Annotated in this window: 14 protein-coding genes; 8 read left to right on the plus strand and 6 right to left on the minus strand. The window is 44.0% G+C overall.

What is annotated here, in order from left to right; translation table 11 throughout:
- Positions 1-71 precede the first annotated feature (71 nt).
- The 6 genes from QP775_RS04050 to QP775_RS04075 form a co-directional block, all read right to left on the minus strand.
- Positions 72-1,235: a Ger(x)C family spore germination protein gene (locus QP775_RS04050; RefSeq protein ID WP_285103807.1), complete on the minus strand. Its 1,164-nt coding sequence runs from the start codon at positions 1,233-1,235 to the stop codon at positions 72-74.
- Positions 1,235-2,743, minus strand: a complete 1,509-nt coding sequence (locus QP775_RS04055; RefSeq protein ID WP_483311985.1) for a spore germination protein — start codon at positions 2,741-2,743, stop codon at positions 1,235-1,237. Before QP775_RS04055 ends, QP775_RS04050 begins: the two co-directional genes overlap by 1 nt.
- A 1-nt stretch (position 2,744) precedes the next feature.
- On the minus strand, positions 2,745-3,836 hold the full coding sequence (locus QP775_RS04060) for a GerAB/ArcD/ProY family transporter (protein WP_285103809.1): 1,092 nt from the start codon (positions 3,834-3,836) through the stop codon (positions 2,745-2,747).
- A gap of 343 nt (positions 3,837-4,179) precedes the next feature.
- Positions 4,180-4,836, minus strand: a complete 657-nt coding sequence (locus tag QP775_RS04065) for a DJ-1/PfpI family protein (RefSeq protein WP_285103811.1) — start codon at positions 4,834-4,836, stop codon at positions 4,180-4,182.
- Positions 4,837-5,100: 264 nt separating this feature from the next.
- A complete protein-coding gene (locus tag QP775_RS04070) occupies positions 5,101-6,699 on the minus strand; it encodes a helix-turn-helix domain-containing protein (protein WP_285103814.1) in 1,599 nt (532 codons plus the stop codon).
- A 125-nt stretch (positions 6,700-6,824) separates the two neighbouring features.
- Positions 6,825-7,826: an ABC transporter substrate-binding protein gene (locus tag QP775_RS04075; RefSeq protein ID WP_285103816.1), complete on the minus strand. Its 1,002-nt coding sequence runs from the start codon at positions 7,824-7,826 to the stop codon at positions 6,825-6,827.
- A gap of 452 nt (positions 7,827-8,278) precedes the next feature.
- Here QP775_RS04075 and QP775_RS04080 point away from each other — a divergent pair, with 452 nt between their 5' ends.
- The 8 genes from QP775_RS04080 to QP775_RS04115 all read left to right on the plus strand — a co-directional run bounded on the left by QP775_RS04080 (position 8,279) and on the right by QP775_RS04115 (position 17,559).
- Complete coding sequence (locus tag QP775_RS04080; protein WP_285103818.1) at positions 8,279-8,467, plus strand: hypothetical protein; 189 nt, start codon at positions 8,279-8,281, stop codon at positions 8,465-8,467.
- A gap of 439 nt (positions 8,468-8,906) precedes the next feature.
- Positions 8,907-9,728 carry a helix-turn-helix domain-containing protein gene (locus tag QP775_RS04085; RefSeq protein WP_285103820.1) on the plus strand — a complete coding sequence of 274 codons (822 nt, stop codon included), beginning with the start codon at positions 8,907-8,909 and terminating at the stop codon, positions 9,726-9,728.
- Between the two features lie 70 nt (positions 9,729-9,798).
- Positions 9,799-10,233: a VOC family protein gene (locus QP775_RS04090; RefSeq protein WP_285103822.1), complete on the plus strand. Its 435-nt coding sequence runs from the start codon at positions 9,799-9,801 to the stop codon at positions 10,231-10,233.
- A gap of 550 nt (positions 10,234-10,783) precedes the next feature.
- Entirely contained in the window at positions 10,784-12,892 is a 2,109-nt protein-coding gene (locus QP775_RS04095) for a serine hydrolase domain-containing protein (protein WP_285103824.1), read from the plus strand.
- A gap of 171 nt (positions 12,893-13,063) precedes the next feature.
- A complete protein-coding gene (locus tag QP775_RS04100) occupies positions 13,064-13,747 on the plus strand; it encodes a response regulator transcription factor (RefSeq protein WP_285105697.1) in 684 nt (227 codons plus the stop codon).
- A gap of 12 nt (positions 13,748-13,759) precedes the next feature.
- Positions 13,760-14,782, plus strand: a complete 1,023-nt coding sequence (locus QP775_RS04105; protein ID WP_285103825.1) for a sensor histidine kinase — start codon at positions 13,760-13,762, stop codon at positions 14,780-14,782.
- Positions 14,783-14,873: 91 nt separating this feature from the next.
- Entirely contained in the window at positions 14,874-15,659 is a 786-nt protein-coding gene (locus QP775_RS04110) for an ABC transporter ATP-binding protein (RefSeq protein WP_285103827.1), read from the plus strand.
- Positions 15,643-17,559: an FtsX-like permease family protein gene (locus tag QP775_RS04115; protein ID WP_285103829.1), complete on the plus strand. Its 1,917-nt coding sequence runs from the start codon at positions 15,643-15,645 to the stop codon at positions 17,557-17,559. Before QP775_RS04110 ends, QP775_RS04115 begins: the two co-directional genes overlap by 17 nt.
- Positions 17,560-17,579 lie beyond the last annotated feature (20 nt).

A 17,579-nucleotide genomic window follows, 5' to 3' on the forward strand; every position in this document is an offset into this window, starting at 1 on the left:
CTTAAATTATTATATTTCCTAGGTTCTCATGAATGGATAAACATCAGTTTTAACGATATCAGGAACAAAACTTATTTTTGCTTTAATTTTGACATGCCAGCGTGAACAAGTTTGACCTTTACTTGAATATTGTCCAGATCACCAGGGGAAAGTGTTATGTTTCTGCCGTTACCTTGGCGTTTCCAATGCGTTACCTGTTGGCGGTATACATATTGATGCAAGCTGTATAGATCCGCATTATGATCCAACCCCACCTTGAACGTGTGTTTTATCTCAGCCTTCACTTTATCTTCTGCAAGTTCCTCTATTTCAGACTCTGGCAGTGGAGCCAACATTTCATCAATACTACCAGTAATATTGGCTTTAATGGCATAGGAGAGCACGGCTCCTTGAGTACGCACGTGAATGTCCCATTTCGATGTTTCCATCGATAATAAGACCTGGTGTTTGTTATTGTCCCGCCCAATAGCCAATGCCGTTCGTGCTGAACTCGAATTAATCCATCTTAAGCCCAAACTGTCCGCTTTGGACTGCCATCCTTTATACGAATTGTCGTCAATGACAAATATACCATCCACTTCATACTGCTCATTGGGTTTAATGTCTTTGAACCACTGCTTGCTATTTGTGGCCAATGAGGGCAGGAGTAGGGTTGCCCCGGGTTCTACTAGCTTTATTAACATTTCACGCAGTGACAGCGGCTTGATATAGGCTTGTTGCTCGTACATGTCCATCGGATTATGAAGCAGGGAATTGATAGGCGCCAAGTTAAATGTGTTATTGACTGCAAACAGCTCCTTAATCGAAACATGCGTACCAAACACCCAAGGTGAATATCTAATTTCATGATAACGCAGCATCGAATCCATCATGCTTTTCATATTTTGCGATAACACTCGTTCGTGAAACACAATAGCAGTGGTATGTTCCCAAACAATAGGCAGTTGTGAGGAATTATAAATATTATTGATCGCTGCGTCTAACGTTACACCTTCCCCGCGTCCTAGCCATACGGGTACTTTATCTTTAGGCTTAACTCCTTCTTGCTTGGCTACATTTGAAAAATCAAGGGATTGCGTATATACAATGTATTTATCATTCTGAAAATCGATACCAATAGCTGTGACATAATTGTTATCCTGCACATTTTTATAATCCCAGCATCCGCTTAAGCTAAGTAGCAGCAAGAGTAAACTTCCAACATACAGCCCTCGAATTGGGATACGCGCACTCATTATTTCTTATCTCCTTCCCGTGTTTTATCCACCGGATAAATATATTCCGGTCGTCTATTTTTCCATTTAGAGGGCAACTCAATCAAGGATTTGGCAATATCATGAAACGATGGTGGGGACAATGGAGCCAGGTAAGGAATCCCAAAGGACTCCAGTGTTGATAAATACAGCAGTATTGACAGCATGGCGATAAAGAATCCATACATCCCTAGAAATGACGACAAGAGAACAACACCTAATCTGATTACACTCACAGTGCCGCTTAGTGACTGATTTACTAGTGTGAAGGTCGCAACTGCAGTGACAGCGGCTACAACCAATGTTGTAGGAGAGCCAAGTCCAGCCCTTATAGAAGCGTCACCTACAATAAGACCGCCGACAACAGCTACAGTCTGGCCAACGGCCTTGGGGAGCCTAACACCAGCTTCACGAAAAATCTCAAACAGTCCTAACATTAGGATTAACTCCATTGATGCAGAGAAAGGTAACCCGGATCTGGCATTGGTGACAGTTGCGAGTAATGGCAGAGGAAGCTGCTCTACATTAAAGGCAATTAATGCTATCCAGAATCCTGGGATAAATATAGATACAAACAAACCTACAAGTCGCAGTAGACGTTGGAATGTAACAAAGTAATATGGAAAATGCGCATCCTCAGGTGATTTTAAAGCTAACATCAGGTCAGCTGGACCGATCAGCGCCATGGGAGTCGTATCAACCATAATGACAAATCGTCCTCTGACGAGTGATTGGACGACATGATCAGGCCTGCCAATATAGTCGAGCAGCGGGAACAGGGCATATTGGGAATCGCCAATTGCATCACCTAGCTGCGAGCTGCTAATCAGCGCATCAATGTCTAGACGATTAAGGCGATCTCTGACATCGGCGACTAAATCAGGATTTGCGATATCTTTAATGTATAACAGTGCGACGTCGGTATGTGTGCGCCTGCCTATCGTAAGACTTTCGACCTTCAAGCTGTCGGACTTCATTCGTTTGCGAACTAGTGCAATATTAGTCGTAAGGCTTTCTGTAAAGCCATCCTTTGGCCCTTTGATCGAGATTTCCGTACTTGATTCCTCTGGAGCCCGATTAGGCGGCTTGGCAATATCAATCGTATAGTAACGCTCAACATCAGGAAAGCACACCAGTAGGTGACCATCGAACAAACGTGCTTCTGCTTTTAACAACCCAGAGGATGACGCTAATGGAATCAATGACAGACTAGAATGGTCGTCTAAATGAGATACCTCTTCTACCGACTGCATAAGATCTCTGAACCTTGGTATTATATACTGATTAAACTGCTGGAAGTCGGCCATTCCCTCGCACCATGCAAACACCACCTCAATTTCCTGATGTAAAGTGTTGTACTTGCAGGTGTGGAAATGGATATCTGAGCAAGTTAAAAGATGTTTTTTTAGGCTCAATATAGTTAATGGTGCTAATTCATTTAGTCGATTCGGCAATTTGTCGCTAGAAATATTTGTTGGATCCTCATTCATGTCAAATAGTCCTTTTAGGTGTGTTGGAAAAGCAAGCAAGAAGGGCAAAGATGCCTGAGCATACAAGGATTCCAATGGTAACAACAGGATAATAGTAGTCATGCAGCCATGAAAGAAACATCATCTCGCTCATACTAATCTGTATTACACTGATCAAGAGCAGTCCGGATATTATGCATACGGCAGCCCTGGCCCCTTTACTGCGAAAGGGCATGAGATCGTAGATCAGGAACATGGCCAATGATATGCGAATAAACGCTCCAGATAACCATTGGAAAATGGAAAAGAAGTCTACGTGATTGATGTACTTGCCTACGGTAACCAGTCGCCATTGCTCAAATGTAGGGAACCGTAAGCTGACAGCTGTGTCTCGGCCAAAGTTAGCGATTGCTCCAATGTAGGGACCTATAGTAAGCCCACCTAAAAAGATTGCTAACACTGCCATTCCCCAAAAGTTAACCTTGGTAGACATATGATGATGCAGGAAAAGTACCATAATGAGTTCAACCATGCCGGCGCCTCCATAGATCGTTCCCTGGAGTACGGGAAGAGTTCCATTCTCAAGAAGGGGAAACATCAACGAATAGTTTTTATACTGCATGTTGGCTCCCATCACAAAGTAACCTAAAACAATAACGACCGGCAGCAGCATACCTGAACATATAGCTATCGATCGAATACCTGCAAGAGCGCATGCTGCGGATAAAATTGCCAACGTTATGACGATAACAAATAGCGGAGTGTGGGGTAAATACGATACGGTTGTCCAACTGGCAGTATCCTTTAATGTGATGAAGGCTACTGTTAGCAAGTACGTAACAAGAATGATAATGACTAGCCATGCCACAAATGGGCCTGTTTTTCTGTTAAGCCATTCAAATAAAGTTTGCTTGCCTTTCTTTTTTATGGTCCACAGAATGACCGGGATCCAGAGCAGGCTAAGAGCCATAACCATTACAATGCTTAACCATCCGTCTCTGCCGGATTGCTGTAGCAGAAGAGGGATGATAATCACATGATTCAACATGCCGGTCGATAGCAGTAAGATCATGCACACTTGTAAAAAGCTAACGGAAGTCTTGGATACGCTCATATGAACCTCCTTACAAACAGTTGCAGTAGCATTGTGTTAATTTGCTCCAAAAGAAGAGAGTTCATCCACGACCAATTAATTATACATATAATATATTATGTAAACTAATGATAAAAGATGTGCAGCCACCCATTTTTACATTCTGGATAAGCTTATTAAAGCAATCATTGTTTGTGATAGGAATGATCTTTGTAAATGAAAAAAGAAGAAGCGATACTCGCTCCTTCTTCAGCTATATTTGGTTTCTGTTTTAGTGTAAGCCACAAAACGAATGGGGGAGTCACTAATGTTGATGAGAGTATACATCTACAACTTTACATAATGAGACTGTCCTATTTGTGGCTTACAGATTAGGCTCCCGCTCTGAAAACTCTTGAAGCAACCCACCTATCTGTTCAACCAGTGGGGCAGGTGCTTTCTTCGTTGAACCCGCATCAAATGGTGGCTGAGGATCGTATTCCAAAATCAACTGGACTCCTTTACCCAGATCATCCCCGAACTCCCAAGATACTAATTGGAGAGCCATATCAATACCTGAAGATACACCAGCTGCGGTTACAATTTTATCATGGCGAACCACTCTTTCTTCTGTTGGAATGGCTCCAAGAGAATGAAGCAGGTTGAAGGAGGCCCAATGAGTGGTCGCGTTCGCTCCATTCAATAAGCCTGCAGCGCTCAAAATAAGCGAGCCAGTACATACCGAAGTCGTCCATTTTGTCGTTTCATGTATTTTACGAATCCAATTCAATGTTTCTTCGTCATTGATTGGTGTTTTATAGTTAGGAGGGCTGCAGCCGGGAACAACAAGAATATCGGCTGTATTAACTTCAGAGAAACTATAATCGGCATACAAACCACCCATTTTTGAATCTAGTTTGATGAGTCCTTTCTGCTTGGCTACAAATTTCACATTACATTTCATTGTTGCAGCAAATACTTCGTATGGACCAATTGCATCTAATGCTGTAATACCATCGTAAAGCAGGACAGCGATTTCCATGATGATCTCTCCTTTGAGCATGATGTTAATTCATTCACGCTCCAAGTATACCATACCCCCCTATAGTATATTGGTGTATATATTGTGAAGTCTTCTTATTTTCGAAAGTACTTTCTACTTATAATCTCCAGAAATAATTCTGATCTCTTTCGAGTCTGATTGGGATAGACTTCATAGCTTGAAGTAGAGGCGCAATACGGTAAGCGATAAATCGGGGTGTAACAGTGAGCCCGCTGCAGCAGCGGGCTTTAAATTGATTGTTGATTAAGCTAAAACTGCCAGCACATCATCAATTTTTCGTTTGTGTGACAACACACCGTAATTCATCCAGGCTATAAAATCAACTTCATACACATGCCCGTGTTGAACAGCAGGAAGCTGATTCCACAAAGGTGTGTCCAGTAGTTCTCTGCCTTCTCCTTCACGTTTATCAAATGTAATAAACAAGTGATCTGCATCAAGCTGGGCGATCCATTCATTCGTAAGGGATATCCGCCTTTGTCCAGTAGTCAGCTTATTTACAAGCGGGTGGGGCGTGAGTCCCAAATCCTTATAAAGAACACCGCCAGTATAACCTAGTTGTTCACCTCCATATAGATTAATTCCGCATGCTGAAATACGCAGACAAGCAACAGTTCCGTTGCTGACAGACCGTCGGAGTATCTCACGTGCGGCAGCGGCTTTTTGCTCATAACTTTGAATTACTTCTTCTACCTTGCCAGATTTGTCGAAGATGGAAGCTATCGTTCTGAGCGTTGCTCGCCAGTCCTCTCCCATAAATGGAAGCTTAAATAGCGGGGCAATATGGCGGCAGTCCTCAAGTTGCCAGCGGCGGTACCCTTCATCCAACAGAATAAGATCCGGCTCATATTGGGATAGTTGAGCCCAATTCCCGGACGAAATATCGAAATGTGGGACCTGATGAAGTCCTAAATATTCTTGCTTTCCCCATTGCGCATGTGAATACTGGGCAACTGGAACAATATCCAGCGCAAGCAAATAATCCTCAAGAAATGGGGCAAACACGCGAATATTGCCTTGATGTGTGCGACGATACTGGCCGGGAGTAACACCTACGGTACCTTTAAATCGCCTGTTGAAATAGTATTCGTTGCTATAGCCGACCGATTGTGCAATATGATGCAAACGGTCGTCGCTCATAAGCAGCAATTGCTGAGCGCGCTCAATACGTACACCATTCAAATAGTCGAGTGGAAGCTGTCCGGTGATTTCCCTGAATAGCTGTGTGTATCGAGAACGATTGATTTGTACCATTGCAGCTAACTGATCTACTGTTAATGCTTCAATGTAATGATGATCTATAAAGTCAATGGAACGTTCTACTGCAGCTCGGTTAAAGGCGTCCTGATTCTCCACGCTACTTTGCTGGCAAAGCAGCAGAAGCTCCTGAAAACGGATATGTCTTGTCAATCGTTGTGTATCCCCATTGTCACCACGATTGTAATACAAAGATTCGAGCAGCAGGACACAGTGGGAGAAGGGATGAAAGGTAACCAAGCCATGCTGTACCAAATTATTGCCTATCGATGCCTGAATACGAGCATATCCGGATTCAGTCTTACCAATCATTTCAAAGCTTAGTTGGTAAAAAGCAAGTCCTTCTCCTTCACAGCGCATGTCACTGCCTGTCCCTGGGGCAAGCATAAATCCCATTCCTTTTTTGAGTGGAAACCGGGTTCCATCTACGAACAGGATTCCGTTCCCCTGTGTTATGATGATCAATGTCCAGTCTTGAACTACTTCCTGTAAAGTATTAGAGTAAGCAGATCTGCTTAACAGTTCTATCTGGTTAAGGGAGTAAAAAAGAACGTCTGCTGATGGCAACTGCTGTGTGTGATTCACTATTTCTCGCCTCTTTTGATTGAGAATTATTTTCAATTATATTAGTGTAAAGCAAAAAAGAAAGCTCATCAACTGAAGTTGACAATCTTTCTTTTTTAAATTCAATCTTTACATGTGGCAATAGGTTACTTCACCATATATCGAAGCAAGTCATCCAATTTCATGGAATTGGCTGTAATAGCACCTGACTGCCAATGCGTACGGTCCATCTTATACACCTTACCGTTCTTAATTGCCGGAATGTTCTTCCATAATGGCCCGTTCAGCTTGTTGTAAGCCTCCTGATTTCCAGCGTCATCCCATGTCCCGTTGGCAGGGAATACAATTATATGATCAGCTTCCAGCTGAGGGATGACTTCCTCAGAGACGATAACATGATAGTCGGTCATATTTGCTGCCATAGGTACAGGTTCAAGCCCAAACTCTTTATAAATAACACCTGTATAGCGGTTTTTAACTCCGAAGAGAGCCATACTTTTGTCTGCAACGTTTAAACGAATAACAGCCACTTTCTCTTTGCCCACAGTTTTCTGTAATTTAGCCTTGCTTTCTTCGACTTTTTGACGATAGTCCTTCAATACTTTTTCAGCCTTTTCCGGAATGCCTAAAGCATCAGCAATGGATTTTAAAATTTCTGTAGAGTCTTCAAGCACTTCTTCCTTTATGCGATATGTAGGCGCTACTTTTGAATATTGCTCATACTGGGCTTGATTAGCCCCGCCATCGAGAATGATGAGATCTGGACTTTGCTCGAGCAGAGCTTCGATGCTGCCAGTGATGTCGAATTGCGGAACATCAAGCTGAAGATAGTCCTGCTTGCCCCAGCTCGGATGGTACCATTGTACAACCGGAGTCACATCTAATGCTTTCAAATAATCCTCTACATAGATTCCTGCCACCCTTTGGGGGTGAGTGGGAATTGTTACGTCTCCAAATTCGCCGCTGACAACTCGCGTCTCTGGTTTAGTTTGCTTGCCAGATGCACCATCTTGCCCTTGAGCATTTTCTGTATTAATTTGTTCAACTGGTTCTGGATTCACTGAATTCGACGTATTACAAGCAGTCAAACTCATCATCACAACTATAGCTAAGGTTAGCGTAATAACGTTGCATCTTTTTTTAAACATTTTATTTCCCCCAGACATTATTGTAATTGATTATCATTCTCAAAAAGGTTGCTTTGTGAATATTAACTTATAATTAGTTTCTATTCAATGCATATTCTCTGAGAATTTCTTATCTAATCTCTTATCAGACTTCATTAAGATCGCACGGCATAGATTCAGAACCAGCACAGTGCATCGTAAGGTTGTTTTTGGTAGAGCAGGCTAGTAGTAGCATGAGTTATGCACTTTGTGGTAACACCTGGTAGTAATTCTGGGGTTTAGGTGGTACCCCAAAGAAGCATTAAATAATGCTCTTCCTTGGTTTCAGGTTAATGCCAAATCGAATAGGATAAGGGATACTCTAACCCAAGCTGCAGGCAGATAAAGATATTGTTGTTGCGACAGTGCCGTATCATTTGCACGAGTAGAGATGTAGAATAATAGGGAGAATCAAATACTAAAGTGAATTCATTATGGCTAAGATAATAGCAAAGGTTACCCCTGCTTTCACATTGCTGGACAAGTCGCTGATCGAGCGATATGCGGCCAGTAGTCCATCGAAATGGGGAGAGAATATCTCCAGTGCGCAAACACATTTGGCTACGAAAGAGCGAGTCATTGCCTGTGGGGAAAAGAAGGCAGCGGTTACGATGAGAAGTTGATCTAATATTTGAGCAAAGAAAAATTCCAGCGATGCTATTCATCAATGTGAGATAGATAGCAGCCAATCCGGACATTTTGCCGCTTTGGCTGCTAACCCCTTATTTAAGATCGAAAATCATGGAACAGAACACCGCCCGTCGTTCATGATTTAGGCTTTGAAATTGCCAGATACAACGTACTCGCCGATGCGGAGAAGGATACCGCCGAGGGCGTGATGAAAGCAATACCTGAGCTGTGCAAAGCAGGTTTTCACTTCGTACAGCTCGCTGCTATAGAGCATAAGGGGACCTAAGTGTTGGGCTGACTACCCTACTCAAATTCATCCATCAACAACGATGATACTTCATAATTTCGGCTTGCCAAACGCGCAAAGTACCCCAAGAAAGGACGGAGTGACTCCGCGGACTTCACGTCCATAACGCGAGTCGCGCATATGCCATGCTGATACGAACGTATACGCCACAAGCACCATTGTCAGGTTTTGTGGATTATTTCTGGTATTTTGAAGGATATGCACCACCTCATTCAAAGGAGCTTTCGCTACCTGATGGTTCGATTGAACTCGTGATCAATCTGCATAACGATAAGATTAAATTGTTCGGCCGAGAGTACAAGGACCCAATACGGACATACGGCAGCTCTGTTATTTGCGGGCCGCATTCCGAATATTTCATTATCGATACTTCCGCAGAGGCCACTGTTTTGGGCATACATTTCATACCGGGCGGCATTTCCCCATTTCTTAAAATGCCAGTGAATGAACTACATAATACGCATGTTTCCTTGGATGAACTGTGGGGCGCAAGCGCTTATGATCTGCGTGAGATGCTGCTTCAATCACAAACGGTAGATGATAAGTTTCGAATACTTGAAGCAAATCTGATCAAACTGGCTTCCCGACCACTAATACGCCATCCGGCAGTAAGCTTCGCACTTAACGAGTTTATGCGGTTGCCGCATACAAGACCCCTTTCGGATGTGATTGATCAAATCGGTTTAAGTCAACGGAGATTTATTCAGATCTTTAAAGAAGAAGTGGGGTTGACGCCCAAGCTTTTCTGTCGTCTTCGTCGTTTTCAGGAGGTATTGAACAGATTAGACCACACGAAATGCGTCAATTGGTTGGATGTTGCCATCGCTTGCGGATATTATGATCAGATGCATTTTATTAAGGATTTTCAGGCTTTCTCCAGTCTAAATCCTACTGATTATTTATCAGCGCAAGGTAGGCATCACAATCATGTTGCGATCCATAACTAAGGGGTCAATTTTTTACTATACCCTCGTTTGAGGGGCGGTTAAAATAGTGAAAAAAGAGAGGTGAATGTAAATGGTTAATGTAACCCCGTTTCTATGGATCAACAACACTGCGGAGGCGATTGAGTTCTACAAGAAGGCTTTTGATGCCGTAGAGAAATATCGCTTGACGGAGCCGGAAGGCAAAGTCGCTCATGCTGAAATTGTAATCGGCGAAGCTCTCATACAGCTCGCTGGCGAATATCCCGAATACGGCATTTTAGGGGCGGAAACGATAGGCAATACAACGGTCGGTATCCATCTTTTGGTCGACGATGTAGATAAGCTGTTCCATCAGGCGGTTGAAGCTGGAGCGACAATCGTCAATCCGATAGCCGATCAATTCTACGGTGAACGAGCGGGAAGTGTGAAGGATCCATTCGGACATTATTGGATGATCTCAACCACACTTGAAACCTTGGAACCTGAGGAAATACAGAAGCGATTTCTCGCCATGTATGCGAGCTAAGCTGGTTACATAAATAACTTAATAAAGATAAATAAACAAAGCAGGTCCGCATGACCTGCTTTGTTTATTTGTATCCTCGTAAAACAAAAAGCGGTTTTTTGGCGAACTGCAGATGCTGGATGCATTGGCAAATAGGAGAGGATTTATAGTTCAGTCGTCCTTGCGTAATCATGAAGATTACTGCCTTCCTTTTCTAGCTGGTGAACATATATTTTATAATGTATAGCTTATTTGCAACGAATAAAGGACTCACTAACAGCAGACTTATTCATATAGAATATCACCAAAACCGTAATTGGGATTGGTGATTTTTTTATTGTCTACTATGATTTCAAGAATATCGAATGTGATAAGAATGTCACATTTCCGATTCTGCTTGTCATCTCAATCGAGCGACGGTGGCTAATGTAAAACAATAAAATAAGGGTGCAAGAACTTCCAGTCAATATAAAATGTTCCGACACATCCCAGTTAACTAGCAGCTACAGCTCTTGCATGATGTTGTTGGTTGCCAGGTCCAAATTTTAGAAAAGTAAGGAGAGGATTTAAGTTGAAGAAGCGTCGAAATCAAATCCCACGCGTACTTAGCATACTGACCACTGTACTGGTGATCAGCCTCGCTGCAGAAACAAGCGTGTACGCTCAGAAGCAGCCACAAGCGAATCGAACTGACACCGTCAAACGGATGGCCTCCATTGTCCATAATGCCCTCCCACAAACAGACTACGTGCCCTTGATGGATTATACGAGTGGGCCAGTTGATGCCAGCGAGGTAGAGGCGTTTTTGGACGCTTTTTTTGCCAAGGATGCCATCAAGCAAAAAGCAGGGACAATTACTGTATCCGTTGTACAAGACGGTAAGGTGCTTGTATCCAAGGGCTATGGTATGACTGACAAAACGTCGAAAACGCCTGTAGACGCAAGTCGATCAACCTTTCGAATCGCTTCTGTCTCCAAAGTGTTCACGGCAGCCGCCATTATGCAGCTCGTTGAACAAGGAAAGATTTCACTTCAAGACAATATTGAAAAGTATCTGGATGGTTACAAAGTCACCAATCCATTCCGTACACCCGTCACGATCGAGAACCTGCTAACGCATACGACCGGATTTGAAGTGCGCGAACCTGCAGATGCCAGCTATTTGACCGATGCTTCTCAGAAGCCGATTTCACTAAAAGAAAGTATCTTCATGCAGTTCCCGCCGGTAGTTCGCAAGCCCGGAACGTCATACATGTATGATAATTTCGCCTCAAGGCTGCAAGGATACATCGTGCAGCAGGTAAGTGGGGAGCCCTTTGGGAGCTATATGCAAAAGCATCTGTTTGAACCGCTTGGCATGACTTCAAGCAGCTTTCGGCTAACGAAAGATCTGGCTGGACGCATGGTAACATCTTACGATATGGCGAATAACGCCATTCCAGCGTATGATTTGTCGCCGAGCGAGTGGCCTGAGGGCAGTATGATATCGACAGCCTCTGATATGGCGTTGTTTATGAGAGCATTCCTTAACGATGGCCAGGCCGTTGATGGTACTGTGATCCTGTCGCCTCCATCTGTGAAGGCGATGTCGGCGTACCACATCGCCATCCACCCGGAGATGCCAGATATGACATACGGCTTTGAGTCGTCTGTAGATCTGTCCAGTACAAACGGCGAAGATGTGATCTCCAAAGGTGGCGATATTCTTGGCTTCAGCTCGTTACTGTGGCTGCTACCTGACCGCAAAACAGGTGTCTTCGTCTCTTACAATACGAATCAAGAAGTACGAAAAGATTTATTTGCCGCCTTTATGGATCATTATTATGCTGATCGTAAACCCTCATTTGGACCGATCGGCTTTCAACCGCATTCCAAAGCCACACTTGCCAAATTCGAGGGCTTGTATTCCGATTTGAGGATTAAATTAATGACCAAAGTTGAAGTTACAGGCGATGGTACGCTCCTGGTAAGTGATCCTTACAGCCATAATAATAAGCTGAAGCAGGTGGATAATCTACTGTTTGTGGATGAGCAGGGGAAGCCGCTCGCGTTCAAAATGGATGCAGACGGTCGCATTGTTTATCTCAAATATGCGAATCAATTCAGCTACGCTGCTAAAATCGCGGAGAACCAGCAAGGTTTCCCGGACGTATCGGCTGATCATCCCTATAACAGTTACATTCATGGCTTGAAATCGCTCGGTTTCTTAACAGATGATCTGTCTAAGCCGTTTCATCCTATGCAGCCCATTACTCGAGGAGCCTTCATTCATGCTTTTAACGCAATATGGAATATTTCTGAGTCCACCAACCCGTCTTCATTTAAGGATATTGAACACTCTCCCTATCGAAAAGATATTCATGCCGCTGCAGAGGCAGGCCTGTTGAATGGGACAAGCGATGACTTGTTCGAACCAGACCGTCCGATTCGCCGAGAGGAAGCAGCCGCTATTGTTTTTCGCATACTGGCGGGATCGGAAATTCGAGAGCCGAATGCTACGGCTGCGTTAGCGCCTGGAACGTCAAAATGGGCTGTCGATGCAGTCAGCTCTGTTTTGAAATGGAAGCTGCATGGCCCGGAGGTGACCGAAACGAATGGCACAATCGACTACGGCTCGCAGCGAGATCTGAACAAACAAGAATTGGCAGCGCTGCTGTTTACGATGCTGCTTCCGAATTAGGGAGGAAACGTTGGTGAGAGGGGCGTAGTTGCCTCTCTTTTTTGTTAGGATTACTGTCGAAATGTTCTTTTTCAAAAATTTAAATTGGAATGATATGATAATAGAAAGCTGCGGATGATTATCATTATAGGATTTAAATGGCGACAATCGCAGGAGGGGATGATGACCGTGATGGATTTAAACATTTTGATTATAGAAGACGATGCTGCTATTTTCCGTTCCTTAAAGGAGAAGTTGGAGCAATGGTCGTTTCACGTCATGGGACCGGAGCGGTATGACGATGTAATGCACACTTTTATTAGCCAGCAGCCACAACTGGTCATCATTGATATCCAACTCCCGATGTACGATGGTTTTCATTGGTGTCGTGAGATTCGGGCGATTTCGAAAGTACCGATTCTATTTCTATCGTCGCGTGATCATCCGTTAGATATGATAATGGCGATGAATATGGGAGCCGACGATTATATCCAGAAGCCGTTTCATATGGATGTGCTATTAGCCCAGATTCAAGCGATTCTTCGCCGGACTTATGCTTATGGGGAGGAAACGATCGATCTGATCGAATGGAACGGCTCCATAATTGATTTGAATCGAGGGCTAATCCGCAAAAATGGACAGGACGTGGTGTTAACGAAGAATGAGTTCTTTATCCTTGTATTGCTGGTTAAGGCTAAGGATACCGTTATATCTCGCGATGATCTAATCCGCAAGCTGTGGGATGATGAACGTTTCGTCAATGACAATACGTTAACTGCAAATATTACTCGGCTGCGCCAAAAGTTAACAGTGTTCCAGTTGGAGGAAGCCATTGTCACGAAGAAAGGGCTTGGCTATATGGCGGCAACGTTATAAGGGGGGAGTGACTTGTTACTCCGTTATTTGGCTGATAGGACGAGCTGGATTTTTTTCTACCTGCTTTCCTTGTTATTCGTGGATTTGCTAATTTGGATCGACCCTGGTATTTCGATCAGAACTGAATCAATACTGTATTTAAACTCGCTGCTCATTTTGTCTATGATCTTATTTGTAGGTTGGCGCTTTGGAAAAGAAATGAAATATGCGCGCGTGCTGTCGAATCTAGCTGAACAGATAGATGAAGACTGGCTTGAGATGATGCCGCCTCCTAGCTTTTATCACGAAGAAGCCACAAATCAGCTTTTACAGACAGCGGGTTACTGGTATTCACGTAAACTTTCAGAAAGCCATGCTGCCCAAGCTATGGAAAAGGATTATATTACCGCCTGGGTACATGAAGTGAAAGCCCCGCTGACCGCCATGAAACTTACAATAGATACCAATAGGGGCAATCCGGAACTACGTAAAGTTGAATCAGAATGGCTGCGGATTCATCTGCTCATTGACCAACAGCTGTACATTTCACGTTTGTCATCGCTAGAGTCGGATTATATGGTGGAACAAATCGGGATTCAGCAGCTTGCGGTCAAGGAAATACGCGAGTTGGCCCCCTGGTGTGTGGAGAAAAATATAGCCATCGAGATTGAAGGAGAGGAGGCTTTGGTTACGACAGACCGCAAATGGTGCCGCTTCATCATTCGGCAAGTGCTGACCAATGCGGTAAAGTACAGCTACGCAGACGGAACAATATTACTCACGACTACAGTCACGCCTGATGGACATGTCCGATTAGCAATCAAGGATGAAGGGCAGGGTATTGCCGCCCATGACTTGCCTCGTATTTTTGATAAAGGATTTACCGGGGAAAACGGAAGATTGCAAAATGCGGCAACCGGACTGGGGCTCTATTTAGCACAGACTGTCGCACTCAAAATCGGGATTGGATTAACGGTGCAATCGGAGACGCACGTAGGAACAAAGATTGGGATGACTTTTTCTACAAATCGTGAGTTCGAACCGGTACGGACATAACAGTCTTAGAATGAGACAATTAAGTCTGCCAATGTGTTTAAATGACTTTTTCTCTTAAATAAATGTTGGAGCAGAGCGGGAGGCTGAGAAGATGATTCAAAGCAATATGAAAAAAACCGTGCTGCATGCGCAACAACTCCGTAAATCCTATGGTATCAGGGGTAATGTTCAGCAGGTGCTCAGAGGCATCGATCTACGTGTCGTAGAAGGGGAATTTGTCGGCATTATGGGACCGTCCGGTTCGGGAAAGTCAACGTTGATTAAGGTGCTGGCAGCAATGGATAAAGCGACGGCTGGAAAAATAGTAGTCGAAGATGTCGACATCTCGACTATGAAAGACGCTGAACGGTCTATTATCCGATGCAATAAGCTCGGATTCATCTTTCAAGATTACAACTTGTTAGATATGCTGACGGTGAAAGAGAACATTCTACTTTCCATATCGCTTAGTAAAATGCGAAAAAAAGAGGTAGAGGCTAAATTTCAGGAGATTGCATCGGATCTTGGCATCCTGGAGATTGCCGATAAATACCCCCATGAAATTTCTGGCGGGCAGCGGCAGCGGACATCTATTGCACGAGCCTTGATTCAGCACCCCGCTCTACTATTCGCGGATGAGCCAACAGGCGCGCTAGATTCGAAAGCAGCCACCTCACTATTGGAGATAATAGAGGCGCTTAATCGGCAGCGCAGCATTACTATAATGATGGTGACTCATGATCCAATCGTATCGAGTTATTGCAGTCGAGTCGTGTTTTTGAAGGATGGTATGCTGTATTCCGAATTATATCGCGGCAGCAAAACGCGGCAAACTTTCTTCAAAGATATTATGAACGTGCAGGCCGTACTCGGGGGTGACCATGTTGACCCTGCGTGAGCTGGTCATCCGCAGTATGCGAAGTAATATGAAACATGACTATCTATATTTTTTCGCGTTTATGATGAGTACTGCCCTATATTTTGTGTTTGCTACTTTGGCCAATGATTCTTTAATTATGGCAGCTATCTTCAAAGATATCCAATTCGCTTTGTTATTTAAAGTGGCTGGGATTTTACTGCTTGCGATTATGATCATATTCATGATCTATGCGAACGGCATCTTCCTGAAGAGGCGCAGCAGGGAAATCGGGTTGTATCAGCTTGTTGGCCTTACCCGCAGGACCGTGGGGCTGCTGCTCATAACGGAAAATGTATTTCTTGGCATAGGAGCGCTCCTTATCGGAATTGCCAGCGGGGCACTCGTGTCACGACTTTTTTTACTCATTCTATTGAAACTGGTTGGTAGTAAAAGTGTACTAACCGTCTCATTCTCCAGCTCAGCTGCCATGCAAACTGCTATTGTGTTTGCTGTTCTCATCGTCCTTACTTTAATACAAACGTTGTACAAAGTTTACTGGACTACGCTTATTGAACTGCTCAAGGTGGATCGTCAGGGCGATCAACCAACACAGCCTAAAGCAGTTTTGTCCACTATCATGGGGCTGCTCGGCATTTTGTTGATCGTAATAGGTTACATGCTCTCCAATGAAACGCTTGGTCCAGAATTTTTTTTGCAATTACTGGCCATTCTCGCCTCAACCATCCTGGGAACTTATCTAGTATTTCGTGTAACGATTGGTTGGCTGTTCTACCTGATTCGTAGGAATAGGAATGGGCAGCTTGGACTGAAAAACAGTTTATCACTGGCACCGATCATGCATCGAATGAAATCAAATGCGATATCTCTAACGTTGATTACGGTTTTGTCCGCAATGACATTGACAATGGTGGCAATCGCGTACTCGATTTACTACTCGGCCGAAAGTGAGGCTCGGGCCATGATGCCATACGATTTTATTTTTGAAAATAATGAGCACGATGCAAATTCATTTCGTGCTGATTTGGAGTTGACAGGCCTTCCATTTGTACACTATCCAATTGAGGCGGTTCGACTGACAGGTAGTTTTGGAACAGGGAAGGAGGATAGACGCAGCTTTTTGCTACTTGCAGCAGAACAGCTGCAGGCAAGTGGTGCCGATATTGTTGTGCCGGAACAAAGTGAGGCCATCTGGTATAGTGGCCTAAGGAAAACAGTAAGCACGGAGCGGGATCCTGTTCATTTTCCGCAGGCAGCTTATTTGGGAGCATACAGGGGGTATGCCCTAATAAAGGTGATCCATGGCATTGATCGTTATATGATGAACTTTAACGTGCAGGGCAGTCAACTGATCGTCTCTGAGGCGACGCTAACAGATATTCGCGAGCAGATGCCTATGCTTACAGAACAGGAGGTTGTTCGTATTGATACTTATCAGATTGCGCTTATGGGTGATCGCGCAGCAGCAGCTGATTTCTATGCGAAATATGTCAAAGCAGACGAGTATAGACCAAGCTTCTACACGTATTATAAGGAGTCGCATCAAAAATTTGGACTAATCCTCTTCACTGCAGGCTTTCTCGGACTTATATTTATGACCGCAACAGGCAGCATCTTGTATTTCAAGCAGATAACAGAGGCGGAGCTGGAGAGGAAGAGCTATACGATTCTGCGGCAGCTCGGATTCGGGGAGTGTGAAATGATGGGCGGCATTATACGTAAACAGCTGTTTGTGTTTGCGATTCCGCTTGTGATTGGGCTTGTACATGCCTACTTCGCCGTAAAAACTGCCACAGCGCTGACACTGTCAGACATCACCATTCCCGCAGCTATTGCCATGGCAATCTACACGCTAATTTACTTCATGTTTGCTGTTCTTACTGTTCGTTATTATCGCCAGATGGTAAGGAAAGCGATGTAGTGATCAGAAATCCACTGTCT

It is taken from the genome of Paenibacillus sp. UMB4589-SE434 (genome assembly GCF_030226685.1).
Classification (GTDB): domain Bacteria; phylum Bacillota; class Bacilli; order Paenibacillales; family Paenibacillaceae; genus Paenibacillus_B.